Origin of the sequence: Mumia sp. ZJ430 (genome assembly GCF_011751845.1) — a bacterium.
GTDB lineage: Bacteria > Actinomycetota > Actinomycetes > Propionibacteriales > Nocardioidaceae > Mumia.
In genome coordinates, this window is the sequence record NZ_JAAHFK010000002.1 from 440,394 (window position 1) to 457,999 (window position 17,606).

The following is a 17,606-nucleotide window of genomic DNA, read 5'->3' on the forward strand; positions in this document are numbered from 1 at the left end:
ATACTCCAGGCATACACCAACTCGTACTGCGCTGTCCAACTTAGGAGGGTGAGGCGCGACCCTTTAGCGACGGGAGGCGACTCAGATGTCGGTCGGCATCACAGCCGTGCCGCTCTTCATCCGCTCGCGGAAGCTGCCGGTCGGGAACTCCCGGTCCTTGAGCTTCTCCATGAACTCGCGCAGCGTGCGCGTCCCGTACGCCGGGGCGACGTGATCGACGACCGACCAGTACTTTGCGGCCTCGAGGTAGTACGCGACCGGCGCGACCTTCTTGCTGTACTTGCCGATGCGCTGCAGGCGCGCGATCTTCTTGTCCCAGGTCGTCATGGGCACGACGTCCCACTGCGGGTCGCGTCCGGTGACGTCGAACATCATCTGGCCGGCGTCCTTGAGCGTGACCACGTTGTCGGCCTGCCAGGGTCCACCGACGGGGAGCACGCGACCGAGCGCCTCCGGCGAGAGCACCTGGTTGGTGAGGAACTCGGCGAGGTCCTCACGCGCGATCGGGTTGACGACGTTGTACTCGCCGTGGTCGAAGATCCGGTACGGCAGACCGTTCTTGACGTCGCCGAACGTCATCGACAGGTAGGGGTAGTACGCCGTCGGCCGCACGATCGTCCACGGCAGCGCGCCGTGGTGCTGGCCCATGAGCTCGCCCTCGACCTGCAGCTTGTAGACCTGCGGGATCAGCTCGGGCCGGTACGCGCCGTAGTCGCTGACGTGGATGAACTGCTGCACCTGGTGGCCGACGGCGGAACGGATGCCGTTCATGACCGCGTCGTAGTCGACGAGCTTGCACTCTTCGGCGTCGTTCGGGCGGCGACCGCTGAGCAGCGACACGACCACGGCCGTCGGCGCCGCCGCGACGGCGTTCTCGACGTCCTCGGGGCGCGTGGCGTCTCCGGACACGATCTCCGCGCCGGCGTCGAGGAAGACCGGATCGTTCTTCACCGCCGCGTCGCGTGCCAGCACCGCAGGCTTGTATCCGCGCCGGGCCAGCTCCGGCACGAGCGCGCGGCCGATGTATCCGGTGCCGCCGAGCACGAGGACGCGCTCACCGTTGCCGCTGCCGGTGGGGCCGGTCGCATAGGTGCCCGAGGTGCTGGAGAGGAGACGCGTGCGCAGCTCGTGACTGCGCTGCTGAGCGGAGGTCGCGTCGAGGGAGGTGATCGTGCTGTAGGCCATGGGGCAGATCGTATATCTTATTGCGCATCTCGGGGAGCCCTTCGGCCGAAGATCCGGCTTCTCCACACCCAGGTCATGGCCACCGGACGGCCCCTGTGGACAGCGCCAGCCGAGGCTCCCAGGCGGACACACCCTGCATGCATAACGATCCCCAACAACGCCGACACCGGCGCATTCGCCCGGTTCCTCCACGACCTCGGCGACGAGCTGGCCGAGATGGTGCGGTTCGCGCCACGGACCCCGGTCGGCCAGCTCACCGTCGACGTGCGACGCCGCCGTCCTGACCTCACGATCCGCGACGCCGACGTGCTCAACGCGGTCACCGAGACCTTGATGCTGGTCGGCCATCCCGACGGGACGGTGAGCCATCTCGCCTCCGTGCTCGACGGATGCGTCTTCACCCAGCGGGTGCGCGCCACCACCACGGAGCGCGTCGATGTCCGCGGGGGCACCTCACTCCTCCCGATCGAGATGATCGTGCGCGAGGAGCACGAGCACGGGCGACCTCTGCCGGTCTCCACGTCCCCGTTCGGAGACGAGACGCTCGTCGGCCCGTCCGGATGGCTCCCGACGATCCCGCCGTACGGGCTCGTTGGCCTCCGCTGGACCGGCGGAGCCGTCGTCGCAGGACGGGTGGACGAGCCTGAGGTGTCCCCCGACCACATCGCGCGGATCTCCGAGCTGCTGGCCGACCACTACCGCAAGCAGGAGTGGTGGGGGTTCGAAGAGCGCGGCCTGGATGCGCGTCCCGCGGACCTTCTGCGCGCGATCGCACAGGCCAAGCTCGAGGACCCGTCCCTCTTCTGCGACCCGCTCCCTCCCCTCGCCGAGCTCATGTACGACCCGCTCGACCGCGACCAGGACCGCTTCCTCTGGCGCGAGCACGCCGCCATCCGACAGGGCGAGAACGTCAGCTTCTCGGTGCAGGGGATGCCCGACGGCCTCCATGCCGAGCTCAGGTCGCGCGCGACGACGTACGGCATGTCGTTCGACCAGTACGTGATCGCGATCCTCGGGCATCTCGCCTGGCGCACGCCGTTCGCCGAGGACCTCGGCCCGGTTGAGCGATGGTGGCCGGGCGAGAGCGACCCCTTCGGTCGCAGGTGATGCGTTAGCATCATGTGCGTGCGCACCACTCTTGACATCGACGACGACGTGCTTCGCGCGGTCAAGGAGCGGGCGCGGCGCGAGGGACGCAGCGCCGGCGCAGTCGTCTCAGACCTCGTCCGCGAGTCGCTCACCCGTTCGGTCGACATGAAGCCCGACGAGGGCTTCTTCGGCTTCTCTCCCCTGCCGCACCGAGGCCCCGTCGTCTCCAACGCGCTGGTGGACGAGCTGCGCGAGGAGATCGGCGAGTGAGGGCGCTCCTCGACGTCAACGTGCTGCTCGCTCTGTTCGACCGCGACCACGCCGATCACGCCCGTGCCCGTGACTGGCTGACGGCCGAGATCACACAGGGCTGGGCGTCCTGCCCGCTGACCCAGAACGGGTTCGTCCGCGTGGTCGGCCAGCCGCAATACCCGAGCCCGGTCCCGGTCGCGCAGGCGATCCAGATGCTGGCCCGGGCGTGCAGCACCGAGCACCACGAGTTCTGGCCCAGCGACCGCAGCCTGCTCGACGAGACGTTCGTCGACCCACGTCGGATCCACGGGCCGCGCCAGGTCACCGACCTCTACCTCCTCGCGACCGCGGTCGCACACCGCGGGAGGTTCGTGACGTTCGACCGCGCGATCCCGGTGTCCGCGGTGCCCGGCGCGACGAACGACCACCTCGTCGTGCTCTGAGCGACCCCTCGAACGGCCCTCGCGGCCTACGACGGGCAGTGTGATCCATTTCACTCTACGGTGTCGCCATCCGCCTTCTTCACCTCCAGAAAAAGGATGTCGCCCCCATGCCAAGATCCTCACCCCTGCGCAGGAAGGTCACCGCTGTCGCGCTCGCGCTCACGGTGCCGAGCCTGATCGCCGCCAGCACGACCGTACCGGCGGCTTTCGCCGATCCGTCCCCGCCCGCACCCGACACCGTCACCCTCGAACGCCTCCCCGACGAGGTGCCCTCGGTCGTCGAGATCACCGTGCCGGGCACCGCTGAGCTCGACCGGCTCGTGGCGACCGGCGTCGACCTCGACCACGGCGTCGAGCAGCGCCCGGACGGCCTCGAGGTCCGCGCCATCGTCACACCCCACGAGCTCGAGGCGCTGGAGAAGGCCGGCTTCGAGGCAGGCGGGGTCCTCTACACCGAGAAGGACACCGAGACCGCGCTCGCCGAGCGCGACGCGACGGTCGCCGCGGCCAAGGCCGAGAACACGGCGTTCGCGGACGAGGCGACCCACCCGGACGTCTCCGACGTGAAGATCACGCGCGCGCAGTACTTCACCGCGTTCGGCGTCCCCGTGCTCTCGGTCGAGGCTAAGTGGGCCAACGGGCAGAACGCCACCGACACCCTCACCGTCGAGCGCGACAGTGGCCCGGGGACGGCTTTCGGCAGCGGCGGCTCGCAGACCATCAACCGCTTCGTCGACGCCGACGTCTACCTCTACCACCGCGGGGCGAGCCCGACGACGGGCGAGCAGGCGGTGACGACGCGTCCAGACCGGATCCGGATCACCAGCCCGACCGGTGACGTGGCGATCGCCAAGGTGACCGACTGGCTGCCCACGGGCGACGAGCCCGACCCGTTCAAGGGCGCGGGCTACCAGGAGGACTTCGTCAGCTCGTACCTCGATCCGACCCAGCTGTACGACCGGATCAAGCAGCTGGCGACGGACTTCCCCGACCTGGCCGAGATCGTCGAGCTGCCGCACCAGACCAATGGCTACCGGCGCCTGGCTCAGGCCGTCATCCCCGCAGGCACGGCGGCTGCGGACCACCCGCGGCGTATCGGCGTCGACTCGAAGGCGTACGGGTCCGAGGGCGGCAACGGCATCACCGTCGCGGTCGAGCACCCGGCCACGCCCGACCAGCCGCTGACGGTCTCCGTCTCCGACAAGGCGATCACGGTCACCTCGGCGACCGACTCCGGCGGTGCGGCCACGAGCACGGCCGCGCAGGTCGCCGCCGCCCTCAACGCCGACGCCTCTGCGAGCGCCCTCGTGTCGGCGTACACCTACCGCGGCAACGTCGGCGACGGCATCGTGCCGGCAACCGCGGCGACCACCCTCACCGACGGGCTCGATGCGCCGGCGACCGTCTCCCGCGCGCAGCACCCGGTGTACGCGATCAAGATCGGCAAGGTGCGGGACGGCTCGAAGCCGGGCGTCTTCTACTACGCGCAGGAGCATGCGCGCGAGTGGGTGCCGCCGCTGGTCACGATCGAGACCGCCGAGCGGCTGCTGCGCAACTACGCGTCGCACCCGGCGACCAAGGATCTGGTCGACAACCTCGAGATCTGGGTGCTCCCGTCGGTCAACCCCGACGGCGGTCACTACTCGTTCTACGACTTCAGCTCGCAGCGCAAGAACATGGTCAACCACTGCGCGGCGGGCGGCAACGTCGACGCCAACTCCCGCGACTCATGGGGCGTCGACGTCAACCGCAACTACGACGAGTACAGCCTGTTCGACGGCTACTCGGGAGCGTCGCCGAGCTGCACCAGCGGGACGTTCGCCGGTCCGGCGGAGCTGAGCGAGCCCGAGGCGCGCAACGTCGACTGGGTCGCCGCACGGCCCAACATCAAGTGGTCGATGAACGTGCACAGCTCCGGCAACTACTTCATGTGGTCGCCGGCCGCCTACCAGGTGCCGGGGCGGGTCACCGCTCCGGAGCCCACCTTGGAGGAGGAGTCGCTCTTCCAAGGTGCGTCGTCGCGCATCCTCACCGCGATCAAGCGGCACCGGGGCATGTCGGTGACACCGGCACGGACCGGGCGCGTGGTCGACACGCTCTACTCGGCGGCGGGCAACTCCGGCGACATGCTCTGGTACAAGTACGGCATCTTTGCCTGGGACTTCGAGGTCGGCTCGACGTTCCAGCCGCCGTTCGAGGCCGAGACGCCGACCGGACCGGGTGCGCACCAGGAGGCGATGGAGTTCTCCAACGGTCTGATCGAGATGCTGCGGATCGCGCGTGACCACGAAACCGACACGGTGACGCCGGTCAGCGAGGTGAAGGTGACCTCCAGCACCGTCGAGGGCAAGGTCAACGTCGAGTTCGCCACCAACGAGCCGGCGAGCGTCTTCTACACGACCGACGGCACGGTTCCGAACCTGAGGTCGACCATGTACGCCGCGGCCGGCCTGCGCGAGGGCGGCGAGCGGATCAAGGTCGACGAAGGGGCGGAGATCCGCTGGATCACCGTCGACAGCCGCGGCAACGTCGAGCGGCACTTCATCCCGGGACGCGAGGGCAACTACCGGACCTGGATCGCCGAGATCGGGTACGAGGAGCCCCTGCCCGCGTCGGCGACCGCGTTGACGCTCAACCGTACGACGGTCGTCGCGGGGAAGACCGGGGTCACCGCCGCGATCCACGTCACGGCACCGGGAGCCGGCGACCAGCCGACCCCGTCGGGCGTCGTCACCGTCTATGTCGACGGCGAAGCCGCCGGGTCGGCGGAGATCGATGCGGACGGCCGTGCGAAGGTCCGGCTGGCGGCGATCGGGTCGGTCGGCAACCACCTGCTGACCGCCACGTACGGGGGCAGTGCCGAGCTGGCGGCGAGCACCTCGCCGCCCGTGGCGCTCAAGGTGACGAAGGCCACCGCAGCCCTGTCGGTTGCGGTGTCGCCCCAGCACGTCACGACGAGAACGCGCGCGAGGCTCGCCCTCAGGGTCGAGCCCAAGGGCGTCAACGCCACCGGCGCGGCCGTCGTCACGGTGGGCAGGAGGTCCTACGCCGTCCAGATCAACGCCGAGGGCAAGGGCGCGATCACGCTGCCGCGCCTGTCCCACGGCACCACGCGGGTGACCGTGACCTACCTGGGCAACGCCAACCTCACCTCGGCCAAGAAGGTGGTGACGATCAAGGTGCGGCGGTGATCTCGCTGCACTGAGCTGAGGGGCCGGTCACCGGAGGGTGGCCGGCCCCTCGTCATTGCCCCTGTTCACCGGTGTCTCGTGTCAGCAACCGGACCCGCTCGGCGGCGACGACCTCGCGCGCCAGCTCGGCCTCCGAGATGTCGACCGCCTCCGGCGCACTCTCCGCGGTGTCGCTCACCCGCGCGAACTCGTCGAACAGCCTCCGCTTCTGGGCCAGGATCTCGGTGATGCGGCGATCCACCCCGTCCTCCGACAGCAGCCGGTGCACCTGGACGGACTTCAGCTGTCCCATCCGATGAGCACGCGCCACTGCCTGGGCCTCGGTCGTCGGCTTGAGCTGCGGCTCGCAGATGACGACGACCGAGGCCGCCTGGATGTTGAGCCCGACGCCGCCGGCCACGATCTGCGCGACCAGGACCGCGCCGTTGCCGGCGGCGGCGAACTTGTCGACCATGTCCTGGCGCGCGGCCGCGGGCACCGACCCCGTCAACGGACCGAAGACGGGACCCGGAAGCTCACGTGCCACGCGTGCGAGGACCTCACGGAAGTGCGAGAAGACGATCACGCGGCGGTCGTTCGCCTCGGCCTCTTCGACGACGTCGCACAGCCGCTCCATCTTCTGGCTGTCCTGCCCGAGCATCGCCGCCTGCCGCATCGCCATGAAGTTGCCCTCGACGACCGCGGCGCGGTAGGTCCGCTCGTCGTCGCGCGTCATCGGGAGCCACTCGTCGACCTCGACGAGCTTGGGCAGCTCGTCGAGGACGTCCTCCTGGTTGCGCCGCAGGTACGCGGGCGCGACCTGACGCCGGAACCGGTGGGGCGCGAGCTCGTTCGCATGGACGACGAGATCGGGACGGACGTAGCCGACCAGGTTGCGGAACTCCTCGACGCGGTTCTCCAGCGGTGTCCCGGTCAGGAGGACGGCGCGCTCGCTGCGGTCGAGCAGCGCGGCGGTCCGCTGTGACCGTTGCGCATCCGGGTTCTTGATGTAGTGCGCCTCGTCGACGATGACGCACCCGATCTCGTCGACCTGCTCCAGGTAGGGATCGAGGCGACCGAGCGTCTCGTACGTCGTGACAGCGACGCCGCCTCCGCGTACCCAGGCCTGGGCGCCCTCGTCACGTCCCGGGCCGTGGACCCGGTATGCCGTCAGCGTCGACTTGCTCGTGACCTCGCGGGTCCAGTTGGTGACGACGGCGGCGGGGCAGACCACGAGGAAGTGCGTGGCGGCTCCCGTGCTGCGGAGGTGGGCGAGCACGGCCAATGACTCGACCGTCTTGCCGAGGCCCATCTCGTCGCCGATGATCACCTTGCGCTGCACCAGCGCGAACCGCGCCGCGAAGCTCTGGTAGCCGCGCAGCGACGCGTCAAGGTCGTCGCCTCTCAGCTCGAGCGCGCGCACGGCCTCGATGATCTCGTCGGGAAGGTCGCCGTGCGTCTTCTCGTCGTCCTCGAGCAGGAAGCCGAGCTCGCCGAGCATCGCGAAGTAGTCCGCAGGACGCGCGAGGAAGTCGTCCCAGGGATCGTCCGACGGCATCGCGTGCGCGGAGCCGCCGTCGCCGTTCGCGATCAGCGCCGCCCGTCGTACGACCCGGTCGGCACCGGCGAGCAGCTCGGCCGCCTCTCGCCCCGCGATCCCGAAGACGAGGACGTGACTCACGTGCTCGCCCATCGCGTCGGCCAACGCAGCGAGCTCTTGGCTGCGGACGAGGTCTGCGGACGCGCCCCTCGTCCGCCGTGCGGAGTCCCAGTTCGCGAGGTGGTGCAGCAGCCGGGTCGTCTCGGAGTGTCTGCGGACCACGTCGATGCGCACCGGCGTCTCGTCGTACGTGATCTGCCAGATCGTGCGGGCGGCGCCGACGATCTGCATGCCCGTGGTCGGGCCGAGACCGGGGAGCGTCTCGACGAGCCGGCCCGCGGAGAGCACCTGCTGGACGGTCGTGATCCGGGCGTCGCGCAGCGGCCCGAGCCGGAGCCGGTCGCGGGTCGCCTCCTTGAGCCCCTCGACGGACATGTCGGACAGCAGCCGATGGACGTCGGCCTTGCGTACGGCCTCGCCGGCGTCCTTCGCCGCGTCCCGGTACGCGGCCTCGGCCTGGACCGCAGACGTGAGCGCGTCGACCGCTCCGGGGAGGCGGTGCAGCGCCGCGCCGGGCAGCATCTCGGGTGAATGACCGAGGTCGGAGAGCGCGCCGACCAGGCCGAACGCGGGCTCGAGCAGGTCGGGTGCGGCGAGGCTGGTCGCGTCGTACCGCCCGGATGAGCGCGCGAGCCGCGCGAGCCGCTCGGCGACGTCGCTGCCCGTCCCCCACGCGTGCAGTGCCCGGAGCTGATCTGCGGACGCCGCCGCTTCTGCCTTGCGCTCACGGCCGGCGAAGAAGCGTCGGGACGAGACGAGCGCGGCGACCGTCTCGACGATCTCGCGGCCCCCGTCCAGCTCCTGGATCATCGTGCGGTCGGCAGCCTCCAGCGCCGGCAGGTTCGCCCGATGAGCGAGCAGCTCCAGCAGCGGAGCATCGTCGCGACCCAGCGGAACGACGCGCCACGCGGCACGACCGTCGTACGCGACCGTGACGGCGCGCGCTCGCAACGCGCGGACGAGCTCGCGCACCCGCGCCTCGTCGTCCTCGCGTTGCGCCGTGACCGCCTGCGCAGCTGCCGTCCAGCCCTCGACCTCGCTCGCGAGGGTGCGCAGCTGCTTGCGTTCGTCTCGGTTCATGACCTCTCACGGGCTTGAGCATCGGCGGGTTCCCCACGCAAGGCTAGTGACGCACCCCGACGCCCCGACACGCGCGATCCTGTCAGCGACCGTCGCTAGAGTCGGGCCGCAATCCATCTCGGGAGGAATTCGACCTTGACGCTCGAAGAGGTCATCGCCGGCGTGCGCATCGCCGGTCTGGTGCCTGGTGAAGCCGTGCTCGTTCTCGCTGCCCAGTGGCACGGCGGCGACGCGCTCGAGGTCACCTACAAGAGCGTCTCCGGTGCCCTCTCGCAACGCGTGCTCTTCCGCGATGACGAGGCGGCCCTGGGCTCGGCGGACTCCGGCGGTCGCCCGTTCGACGCCCCGGCCGACGACTTCGCGCTCGTCGCCGAGGCGCAGCGCATCACGCTCGCCGGATTGCACGACCCCATGCTCGCGGTCGCGACCAGCGATGTGCAGCCGCTCCCCCACCAGATCCGCGCGGTGTACGGCGAGCTGCTCCCCCGCACGCCGCTGCGCTTCCTGCTCGCCGACGACCCCGGCGCCGGCAAGACGATCATGGCGGGCCTCTACATCAAGGAGCTCCTGCTCCGCGACGACGTCCGTCGGTGTCTCATCGTGGCGCCGGGCGGGCTCGTCGAGCAGTGGCAGGACGAGCTCTTCGTCAAGTTCGGCCTGCGGTTCGACCTCCTCACCCCCCAAGCGGTCGACGCGGTCGGGTCCGGCAACGTGTTCGCGCGGCACCCGCTGCTCATCGCCCGGATGGACCACCTCACGCGCAATGAGGCGCTCCAGGCCCAGCTCGCCGACGCCGAGTGGGACCTGGTGGTCGTCGACGAGGCGCACCGCATGGCCGCCCACTACTTCGGCGGCAAGGTCCGCAAGACCAAGCGGTTCCTCCTCGGCGAGCGCCTCGCGAGCGCGACACGACACTTCCTCCTGATGACGGCGACGCCCCACTCCGGCAAGGAGGAGGACTTCCAGCTCTTCTTGACGCTGCTCGACCGTGACCGGTTCGAGGGCAAGTACCAGCAGGACCTGCACTCCTCCGACACCACCGACGTCATGCGCCGCATGGTCAAGGAGGACCTGCTCACCTTCGACGGTAGGCGGCTCTTCCCCGAACGCATCGCGCAGACCGTCCCGTACGCACTGACCGCGCTCGAGCTCGACCTGTACGAAGCCGTCACCGCCTACGTGCGCGACGGGATGAACCGCGCCGACCGGCTGGACGGCAAGCGCCGCAACACCGTCGGCTTCGCACTCACGGTGTTGCAGCGACGGCTCGCGTCGAGCTCCGAGGCGATTTACGGCTCCCTCGTACGCCGCACCGCGCGCCTCGAACGCCGCAAGGAGGAGATCCTCGCCGGTGTCGACGCGTGGGAGGCCGAGCTCGCGGACCCGCCGGACTTCTCCGACGACGAGGAGTATGCGGCCGCCGAGCTCGAGGAGCTCGAGGACGAGCTGGTCGATGCCGCGACGGCGTCCCGTACGGTGCGCGAGCTTGATGCGGAGCTGGTCGAGCTCGCCGCGCTGACGCAGGCGGCCAGGCGGGTGCGCGACGCCGGCACCGACCGCAAGTGGACCGAACTGCGCACGATCCTCGAGGCGGAGGCCCTCACCTCCGGTCCGGGCGGTCGTCCGCGCAAGCTCATCATCTTCTCCGAGCACCGCGACACTCTCGACTACCTCAATCGGCGCATCACGTCGCTCCTCGGCAGGCCGGACGCGGTGCTCGCCATCCACGGCGGCGTGCCACGATCCGATCGCAGGCGCATCACCGAGGAGTTCACCACCAACCCGCAGGCTCAGATCCTCCTCGCGACCGATGCCGCTGGGGAGGGGCTGAACCTCCACGCCGCGCACCTGATGGTCAACTACGACCTCCCGTGGAACCCCAACCGCCTCGAGCAGCGCTTCGGACGCATCCACCGCATCGGCCAGACGGAGGTCTGCCACCTCTGGAACCTGGTCGCCAGCAATACCCGAGAGGGCCAGGTCTTCCAGCGGCTGCTCGAGAAGATCGACGAACAGCGCGCCGCGTACGGCGGCAAGGTCTACGACATCCTCGGCGGCGCGTTCGACGAGACACCGCTGCGCGATCTCCTCATGGAGGCGGTCCGGTACGGCGAGGACCCCGCCGTGCGCGCGAGCATGGACGAGGTCATCGACCACCGAGTCGCCGACGGGATCAGAGAGCTCCTCTCGGAGCACGCGCTCGCGCACGACTCGATGTCGGAGGCCGACCTCGCTGCCATGAGACGACAGATGGACGAGGCCCACGCGCGCCGCCTCCAGCCGTACTACATCGAGCTGGCGTTCAAGGGAGCGTTCACTCGCCTGGGCGGGCGACTCGCGCGACGGGAGACCGGCCGGTACGAGATCGCGCACGTCCCCGCGCAGATCCGGAGCAGGGGGCGCGGCCCGGTCTCGTCGCGCTATCACCGCGTCACGTTCGACCTCGCCTCCGTCGAGGCGGCCGGGCATGATCGTGCCGAGCTCCTGGCTCCGGGTCATGCGCTCCACGACGCGGTGATGGACGAGGCGATCGCGCTGCTGCGCGGATGCCTCGAGCGCGGGACGGTCCTCGTGTCGGCGACGCTCGACCGACCGCAGCTGCTCGTCGGGGTGATCGAGGAGGTCGTCGACGCCACCGGCAGCTCGGTCGCCAAGCGGTTCGGATACGCGTACGCCGACGAGCAGGGTGTCGTGACACCGGCCGGACCCGCGCCGTACCTCGACTGCCTCGCCGCGCCGCCTGGCCCTCAGACCGCTGACGCCCGCACATGGCCGTGGCTCGCGGACGCCGAGGCCAAGGCGATGAGCTGGATCATCGCGCACCAGCTGCCGGCCTACCTCGCCGAGGTCCAGCCCGTACGCTCACGCGAGCTCGCGCGTGCCCGGACGCTCGTCACCGGTCGGCTGAGCAGCGAGTGCGACCGGCTCGTCCGCGATGCGGCCGCCGCGTCCGCGAGCAAGCGTGGCGGCGGGAGGAGTACGGAGTCGCCCGAGCGTCTGCGTCGGAAGGCGCGCGAGCTCGAGGTGAGGCTCGAACGCCGCCTCGCGACCCTCGACAAGCAGGCGTCGATGTCGACGAAGCCGCCGCGGATCGTCACCGCCGCGCTCGTCCTGCCCCTCGTGTCGGTCGACGACGCGTTGCCGGGTGACGCGCCGATGCACGCGGTCGCCACCAAGGAGGTCGAGCGGCGCGGTGTCGATATCGTCCTCGCGTGCGAGGAGCGCCTGGGGCGGGCGCCGGAGGAGCAGGCGTTCAACAACCCCGGCTACGACGTGCTCAGCACCGAGCCAAACGGCGAGACGCTCCGCATCGAGGTCAAGGCCCGCATCGCCGGCGCCGACGACTTCTTCGTCACGCACAACGAGGTCGTGACCGGCAAGAACGCGGCCCCTCGCTATCGGCTGGCGATGGTCCGCGTCGATCCGCGCGGTGCCGCGTACGACGACGTCCGCTATCTCGACGACCCGTTCGCCGGGGTGGACCTCGGCGGCTTCGAGGCCACAGGGCACCGGGCGAGCTGGGACAAGATGTGGGCGAAGGGCCGAGAGCCGCACTGAGGTCTCCTCGCATGCGCCCCCTCGCGTAGACCCGCCTCGACCGGCGAACGGTGTACGAGATGCGCATACAGTGCGCCGTACTGTATAGTGCGTGATGTGGACGACGACCTGATCCAACAGCATCTGCAGGAACTGCGGCGCGGCACGGTAGTGCTCGCAAGCCTGGTCTCCCTGCGTGAACCCGGCTACGGCTACGGCCTGCTCGAGTCGCTCAACGACGCGGGCATCACGGTCGACGGCAACACGCTCTATCCCCTGCTGCGCCGCCTGGAGAAGCAGGGCCTGCTCACCAGCGAGTGGAACACCGACGAGGCGAGGCCGCGCAAGTTCTACCGCACCAGCACCGACGGCGACCAGCTCGCCAAGACACTCACCGCCGCATGGCACGACATTGACGCTGCGCTCGCGCGCTTCACCACCGGAGGAACCCGATGACCACCACGTTGACCGACAGGTACGTCCACGCCGCCACGCGGTGGCTCCCGGGGCAGACCCGTCGCGATGTCGGGGACGAGCTTCGTGAGCGCATCGCCGACACGGTCGCCGCGCGCGGTGACTCCGCCGCCGTCGAGCGCGAGGTGCTGGAGGAGATGGGCGACCCGTTGCTCGTCGCGGTGAAGTACACCGGCCGCGAGCCGCGACTGATCGGGCCGCGGTACTTCATGCCGTGGCTGCGCCTCCTCGTCCTGGTGCTCGTGATCGTCCTCCCCATCGTCGGCACGGTGCACATCATCAGCGGTGTCGCGTCCGACGACAACATCGCCACGACGCTGATCGGGGCGGTCGGCGTCATGATCAGCGCCGCCATCCAGATCGCGTTCTGGGTCACGGCTGTCTTCGCCGTCCTGGAGTGGTCGGGCGTCGGTGAGGGCGAGGTGACCGAGCGCTGGACCGTGGACAAGCTCCCGGCCACGGCCCGTTCCGGCCGGCCGTACGCGGAGACGATCGCGAGCCTCGTGTACCTGGCAGTCATGGCGTTCCTGCTGATCGGGCAGCAGACCAGCTCGCCGGTCCGTATCGACGGCGAGAGCATCGCTGTCCTCGATCCCATGCTGTGGGGGTCGTGGATCCCGATCGTGCTCGGCCTGATCGCGCTCGAGATCCTGTTCACCCTCTGGGTCCACGTCAAGGGGTGGACCTGGACCGCGGCAGGCGTCAACGCGGCGCTCGGCGTGGCCTTCGCCGCAGTGACGGTGCCCGTACTGAAGAGCGGTGACTTCCTCAACCCCGAGCTGGTCGAGCGTCTGGGGTGGAATGCCTCGACACTCGACCAGGTGACGCAGGGGATCCTCGTCGGCGTGCTCGTCGTCACCGCGTGGGACGTCATCGACGGCGTCCTCAAGGCGCGGCGCGCCAGTCGCTGAGGCGACAGCGACCGAACCGCTGCCTCCGGCTCACCCCTCGCGAAGCAGCTCGGCGACGTGGTCCGGGACGTACGTCGACAGGTCGCGTGACGGACGCTCGTACGAGCCGGTCGCCGCTGGGCGGCCGGGGATCTTGATGTGGGGAGGCTCGACCTCCGTGTATGGGACGGTCGAGAGCAGGTGCGCGATCATGTTCAGCCGGGCCCGCTTCTTGCTGTCGGACTCGACCACGAACCACGGGCTCGTCACCGTGTCGGTGTAGGCCATCATCTCGTCCTTCGCCCGCGAGTACTCCTCCCAGCGGTTGACCGACTCGATGTCGGTCGGACTCAGCTTCCAGCGCCGGATCGGATCGCCGGCCCGCGACCGGAACCGCTTGAGCTGCTCCGCGTCGGACACCGAGAACCAGTACTTGCGCAGCAGGATCCCGTCCTCGATCAGCATCTGCTCGAACTCCGGTGCCTGGCGCATGAACAGCGCGTACTGCTCGTTGGTGCAGTAGCCCATGACGTGCTCGACACCCGCGCGGTTGTACCAGGAGCGGTCGAACAGTGCGATCTCCCCGCCCGCGGGGAGGTGCGGGACGTAGCGCTGGAAGTACCACTGCGTCTTCTCGCGCTCGGTCGGCGCGGGAAGCGCAGCAATGCGGGCGATGCGCGGGTTGAGGTTCTCGGTGATGCGCTTGATCGTGCCGCCCTTGCCGGCAGCGTCTCGGCCCTCGAAGAGCACCACGATGCGCGCCCCGGTGGTCCTCACCCACTCCTGGAGCTTGACCAGCTCGATCTGCAAGCGCGCGAGCTCTGCCTCGTACACCTTCGTCGGGAGCTTGGGCTGCTTCGCTGCGGCGCTCATGACGGGACGATAACGCCGCGGGCGCGATCCGGCCGGGTGTCACTAGGGTCCGAGAAGCGCCAGCGGAACCACTCCGATGCCGTCAGCCCGGCGGTACGCGTAAGGTCCGGTCGTCACGACGATCCGATCGGCAACCCGCTCGCCGAGTTGCGCACCGAGCCAGTGGAGATGGCATACGTCTCTGTCGTCGACCGTCGGAGCGAGTTTGACTTCGATGGCCACCACTCGCCGGTCTTCCCCCTCGACGATGAGGTCGACCTCGCGATCTGTGCTCTTCGTTCGGAGGTGGCCGACGCCTGCGTTGTTTGCTGCGGCGTAGACCCGCACGCTCTGCGTCACAAGCGACTCGAACAGCGCACCAAGCCAGGTGCCCGTCGACGCTGACGCTCGACTGCCGTCGCCGCGAAGCAGGGCCTCCTTGCCAACGCCAACGAGCCGGGCCGCGAGGGCCGGGTCGACAAGATGGTGCTTGGGCGTACGGGTAAGCCGCTTGAGCGGGGCGAACACGGGGAGCCACGCGGGGACAGGGTCGAGGACGAAAAGTCGCTGCAGGTGATCGCGATAGGCGTCGACCGTCTGACGGGCGGGCTTGTCGTGATCACCTGCCGTCGCGGCGTCGAGGATGGCCGAATAGGCGGCGTCCGTGCTGGTAGCGGCCGCGTACGCGGCAAGCCACGCGCGCAACGTATGGGGGCGACGAACGTTGACACCGTTCTCCGGCAACTCGCGTTCGACGACACGGGTCACGTAGCTGTCGAGCTGGACCCCCAGCGCCCTTCCCGAGAGGTCGCGAATGCCGGGAAAGCCGGACCGCAGGATCTCATCGACATAGGCAGGAAGGTCGACATCGACGTCGCCGCCGAGGTCTGGTCGACGACCAGTAAGAAGGTCGCCGAGCGAGACCACAGGCTCGACGAGCCCTCGCTCACTGAACGCCATCGGGCGCATCGCGAGACTCACGATCCGCCCGGCCCCTGAGTGGAGGCGAATACCAGGCCCCACACCCGCGGACCCTGCAAGGAGGTACTGCCCCCCAGAACTGTCGTCATCCACTGCCCGGCGCACCCTGTCCCAGACCGCGGGGAGAAGCTGCCACTCATCGAGGAGGACTGGTGGAGGCACCTGCGTGATGCGGTCGAGGTTCGCGGTGAGCACCTCCCGCTGCCGCGGGTCATCGAGCGACAGGACAGTCGATGCACGCTCGCCGGCGGTCGCGGTCTTACCCACCCCCTTAGCACCTTCGATCGCAATCGCGGCCAATTGAGGGAGGAGCTCATCGAGCACGTCATCGAGGATCCGGCGACGGTATGCCATTGCCCGAACCTAACAGATGGGCAGGTTTCTACTTAACATTTGGACGCCCCTCTCTCTGACAAATGGTCGCGCGTGGGCGCATTCCACCCCCGTGGTCAGCGCATGAGCAGGTAGGTGATCGCGAAGGCCGCCAAGAAGAGGACGACGCACAGCACGAGCACGAGGATCGTCGGCACCTCGCGTCGTACGCGCGTGGGCCGGTCCTCGGACGCGATCCGCTCGAGCGCATCGGCGAGGGCGGCGGCCGACGCGGGTCGCTTGCTCGGCTCCCAGCTCAGCGCACGCGCCAGCAGCGGGTCGAGCTCGGCAGGCAGATCCACGGCCGCCGCGATCGGCGCGGGCTTGGTGTCGGGCCGACGGGCCACGACGGCCGCTGCGGTGGAGTCGTCGTACGGGGGCCGCCCGCTGAGCAGGTGGTAGGTCACGGCGGCGACCGCATAGACGTCGGCGCGCGCGTCGAAGCCGTCGCTCTGGTGAGCCTGCTCGGGCGCCATGTAGAGCGGCGTGCCGGTGGTGACAGTGAGCCCGGACGCCTCGGCGAGCACCTTGGCGCTCCCCAGGTCGGAGACGAGGAGGCGCGGCGGCGTCGTACGGTCGTCGACGAGCAGGTTGCTCGGCTTGACGTCGCGATGCACGACCCCGGCCTCGTGGAGCACGTGGAGTGCACGCGCGGCCTCGACCCCGTACGCGAGTGCCTGGCGGCTGTCCAGCCCGTCCATCCGGTCGGCGAGCGTGCCACCGGGGACGTACTCCATCACGATGTACGGCCGATCGTCGCTGACCCCGATGTCGAACACCCGCACCACACGCGGGTCGTCCACACGCCGCAGCAGTCGCGCCTCGGTGAGGAACCGCTCGCGCACGTCGGCGTTGTGCACCCAGTTGTCCGCGAGCACCTTGACGGCGACGTGTGCTTCGAGGTTGGGGTCCTCGCCGAGCCAGACGGTCGCGAACGCACCTGAGCCGAGGACACGCACCAGGCGATAGCGCCCGAGCTGCTTCATGCCGCCAAGATAGTGGTCCATGAGCTCCCACTCCCCCGGCCAGGTGCCGGACGACCTGGTCGCGCGGGCGCGTTCGGGCGATCCCGATGCGCTCGAGGAGCTGCTCGCGCTCGTCCGCCCGATGGTCGTACGGCGCTGCTCGCGCTTCCTGCCGCACACCGAGGACGCCGAGGATGCGGCGCAGGACGCGCTCGTCGCGATCGCGCAGAACATCGCGGGCTATACGGGCACGGGCTCGTTCGCGGGCTGGGTCACCGTGATCGCCTCGAACAGCGCGCGGATGACGTACCGGCGCATGCGACAGGGCGCGAGCAACCGCGGCGTACCGGACCTTCCCGAGACCGCCGATCCGCGGACGACCAGCGTCATCGCAGGGACGCGGCTCGACCTCATGGAGGCGCTCGACCAGCTGGAGCAGAGCAAGCCGCAGGTCGTGGAGCCGTTCGTGCTGCGCGACCTCGGCGCGCTGCCGTACGCCGAGATCGCCACCCTCACGGGCACGTCGGTCGGCACCGTACGGGACCGCATCCACGCGGCGCGGACGTTCATGCGCGCGGCACTTCGGACGACGCTGTGAACACGGCGGAGAAATTCTTGGCCGCCCTCGCCAACAAAAGTGCTGGCGCCTGCATCAG

13 protein-coding genes are annotated in these 17,606 nt (G+C 69.6%); 8 read left to right on the forward strand and 5 right to left on the reverse strand.

Going from position 1 to position 17,606, the window contains the following annotated elements:
- Positions 1–81: 81 nt before the first annotated feature.
- Positions 82–1,185, reverse strand: a complete 1,104-nt coding sequence (locus tag HCT63_RS08655) for an NAD(P)H-binding protein (RefSeq protein ID WP_167003230.1) — start codon at positions 1,183–1,185, stop codon at positions 82–84.
- 75 nt (positions 1,186–1,260) lie between these two features.
- On the opposite strand from HCT63_RS08655, the gene HCT63_RS08660 reads away from it, so the two are divergent.
- The 4 genes from HCT63_RS08660 to HCT63_RS08675 all read left to right on the forward strand — a co-directional run bounded on the left by HCT63_RS08660 (position 1,261) and on the right by HCT63_RS08675 (position 6,160).
- Positions 1,261–2,292: a hypothetical protein gene (locus tag HCT63_RS08660; protein ID WP_167003232.1), complete on the forward strand. Its 1,032-nt coding sequence runs from the start codon at positions 1,261–1,263 to the stop codon at positions 2,290–2,292.
- Positions 2,293–2,310: 18 nt separating this feature from the next.
- Complete coding sequence (locus HCT63_RS08665; RefSeq protein ID WP_167003234.1) at positions 2,311–2,544, forward strand: CopG family transcriptional regulator; 234 nt, start codon at positions 2,311–2,313, stop codon at positions 2,542–2,544.
- Positions 2,541–2,969, forward strand: a complete 429-nt coding sequence (locus HCT63_RS08670; RefSeq protein WP_167003237.1) for a TA system VapC family ribonuclease toxin — start codon at positions 2,541–2,543, stop codon at positions 2,967–2,969. The genes HCT63_RS08665 and HCT63_RS08670 overlap by 4 nt, the downstream gene beginning before the upstream one ends.
- 107 nt (positions 2,970–3,076) lie before the next feature.
- Entirely contained in the window at positions 3,077–6,160 is a 3,084-nt protein-coding gene (locus tag HCT63_RS08675; RefSeq protein ID WP_167003239.1) for a M14 family zinc carboxypeptidase, read from the forward strand.
- Positions 6,161–6,212: 52 nt separating this feature from the next.
- Here the strand turns inward: HCT63_RS08675 and HCT63_RS08680 are convergent, their stop codons facing one another.
- Positions 6,213–8,879 (reverse strand): DEAD/DEAH box helicase, encoded by a 2,667-nt coding sequence (locus HCT63_RS08680; protein WP_167003241.1) that lies wholly within the window; start codon positions 8,877–8,879, stop codon positions 6,213–6,215.
- Between the two features lie 135 nt (positions 8,880–9,014).
- Between HCT63_RS08680 and HCT63_RS08685 the strand changes: the two genes are divergently transcribed.
- The 3 genes from HCT63_RS08685 to HCT63_RS08695 all read left to right on the forward strand — a co-directional run bounded on the left by HCT63_RS08685 (position 9,015) and on the right by HCT63_RS08695 (position 13,801).
- On the forward strand, positions 9,015–12,437 hold the full coding sequence (locus HCT63_RS08685; protein ID WP_167003243.1) for a helicase-related protein: 3,423 nt from the start codon (positions 9,015–9,017) through the stop codon (positions 12,435–12,437).
- A gap of 96 nt (positions 12,438–12,533) precedes the next feature.
- On the forward strand, positions 12,534–12,872 hold the full coding sequence (locus tag HCT63_RS08690; RefSeq protein WP_167003245.1) for a PadR family transcriptional regulator: 339 nt from the start codon (positions 12,534–12,536) through the stop codon (positions 12,870–12,872).
- A complete protein-coding gene (locus HCT63_RS08695; RefSeq protein WP_167003247.1) occupies positions 12,869–13,801 on the forward strand; it encodes a hypothetical protein in 933 nt (310 codons plus the stop codon). The genes HCT63_RS08690 and HCT63_RS08695 overlap by 4 nt, the downstream gene beginning before the upstream one ends.
- A 30-nt stretch (positions 13,802–13,831) precedes the next feature.
- On the opposite strand, the gene ppk2 is transcribed toward HCT63_RS08695, so the two are convergent.
- The 3 genes from ppk2 to HCT63_RS08710 all read right to left on the reverse strand — a co-directional run bounded on the left by ppk2 (position 13,832) and on the right by HCT63_RS08710 (position 16,992).
- A complete protein-coding gene (gene ppk2 / locus HCT63_RS08700) occupies positions 13,832–14,653 on the reverse strand; it encodes a polyphosphate kinase 2 (protein ID WP_167003249.1) in 822 nt (273 codons plus the stop codon).
- Positions 14,654–14,695: 42 nt separating this feature from the next.
- A complete protein-coding gene (locus HCT63_RS08705) occupies positions 14,696–15,967 on the reverse strand; it encodes a DUF4143 domain-containing protein (protein ID WP_167003251.1) in 1,272 nt (423 codons plus the stop codon).
- A 95-nt stretch (positions 15,968–16,062) separates the two neighbouring features.
- Complete coding sequence (locus HCT63_RS08710; RefSeq protein WP_243842953.1) at positions 16,063–16,992, reverse strand: serine/threonine-protein kinase; 930 nt, start codon at positions 16,990–16,992, stop codon at positions 16,063–16,065.
- Between HCT63_RS08710 and HCT63_RS08715 the strand changes: the two genes are divergently transcribed.
- A complete protein-coding gene (locus HCT63_RS08715; RefSeq protein ID WP_167003254.1) occupies positions 16,991–17,548 on the forward strand; it encodes a sigma-70 family RNA polymerase sigma factor in 558 nt (185 codons plus the stop codon). The genes HCT63_RS08710 and HCT63_RS08715 overlap by 2 nt on opposite strands.
- Positions 17,549–17,606 lie beyond the last annotated feature (58 nt).

Excerpts from the sequence above, each read along its gene's own strand:
- HCT63_RS08655 (WP_167003230.1), bottom strand. The coding sequence starts at position 1,185 with ATGGCCTACAGCACGATCACCTCCCTCGACGCGACCTCCGCTCAGCAG.
- HCT63_RS08660 (WP_167003232.1), top strand. The coding sequence starts at position 1,261 with ATGGCCACCGGACGGCCCCTGTGGACAGCGCCAGCCGAGGCTCCCAGG.
- HCT63_RS08675 (WP_167003239.1), top strand. The coding sequence starts at position 3,077 with ATGCCAAGATCCTCACCCCTGCGCAGGAAGGTCACCGCTGTCGCGCTC.
- HCT63_RS08680 (WP_167003241.1), bottom strand. The coding sequence starts at position 8,879 with ATGAACCGAGACGAACGCAAGCAGCTGCGCACCCTCGCGAGCGAGGTC.
- HCT63_RS08695 (WP_167003247.1), top strand. The coding sequence starts at position 12,869 with ATGACCACCACGTTGACCGACAGGTACGTCCACGCCGCCACGCGGTGG.
- ppk2 (WP_167003249.1), bottom strand. The coding sequence starts at position 14,653 with ATGAGCGCCGCAGCGAAGCAGCCCAAGCTCCCGACGAAGGTGTACGAG.
- HCT63_RS08705 (WP_167003251.1), bottom strand. The coding sequence starts at position 15,967 with ATGGCATACCGTCGCCGGATCCTCGATGACGTGCTCGATGAGCTCCTC.
- HCT63_RS08715 (WP_167003254.1), top strand. The coding sequence starts at position 16,991 with ATGAGCTCCCACTCCCCCGGCCAGGTGCCGGACGACCTGGTCGCGCGG.
- HCT63_RS08710 (WP_243842953.1), bottom strand. The coding sequence starts at position 16,992 with ATGGACCACTATCTTGGCGGCATGAAGCAGCTCGGGCGCTATCGCCTG.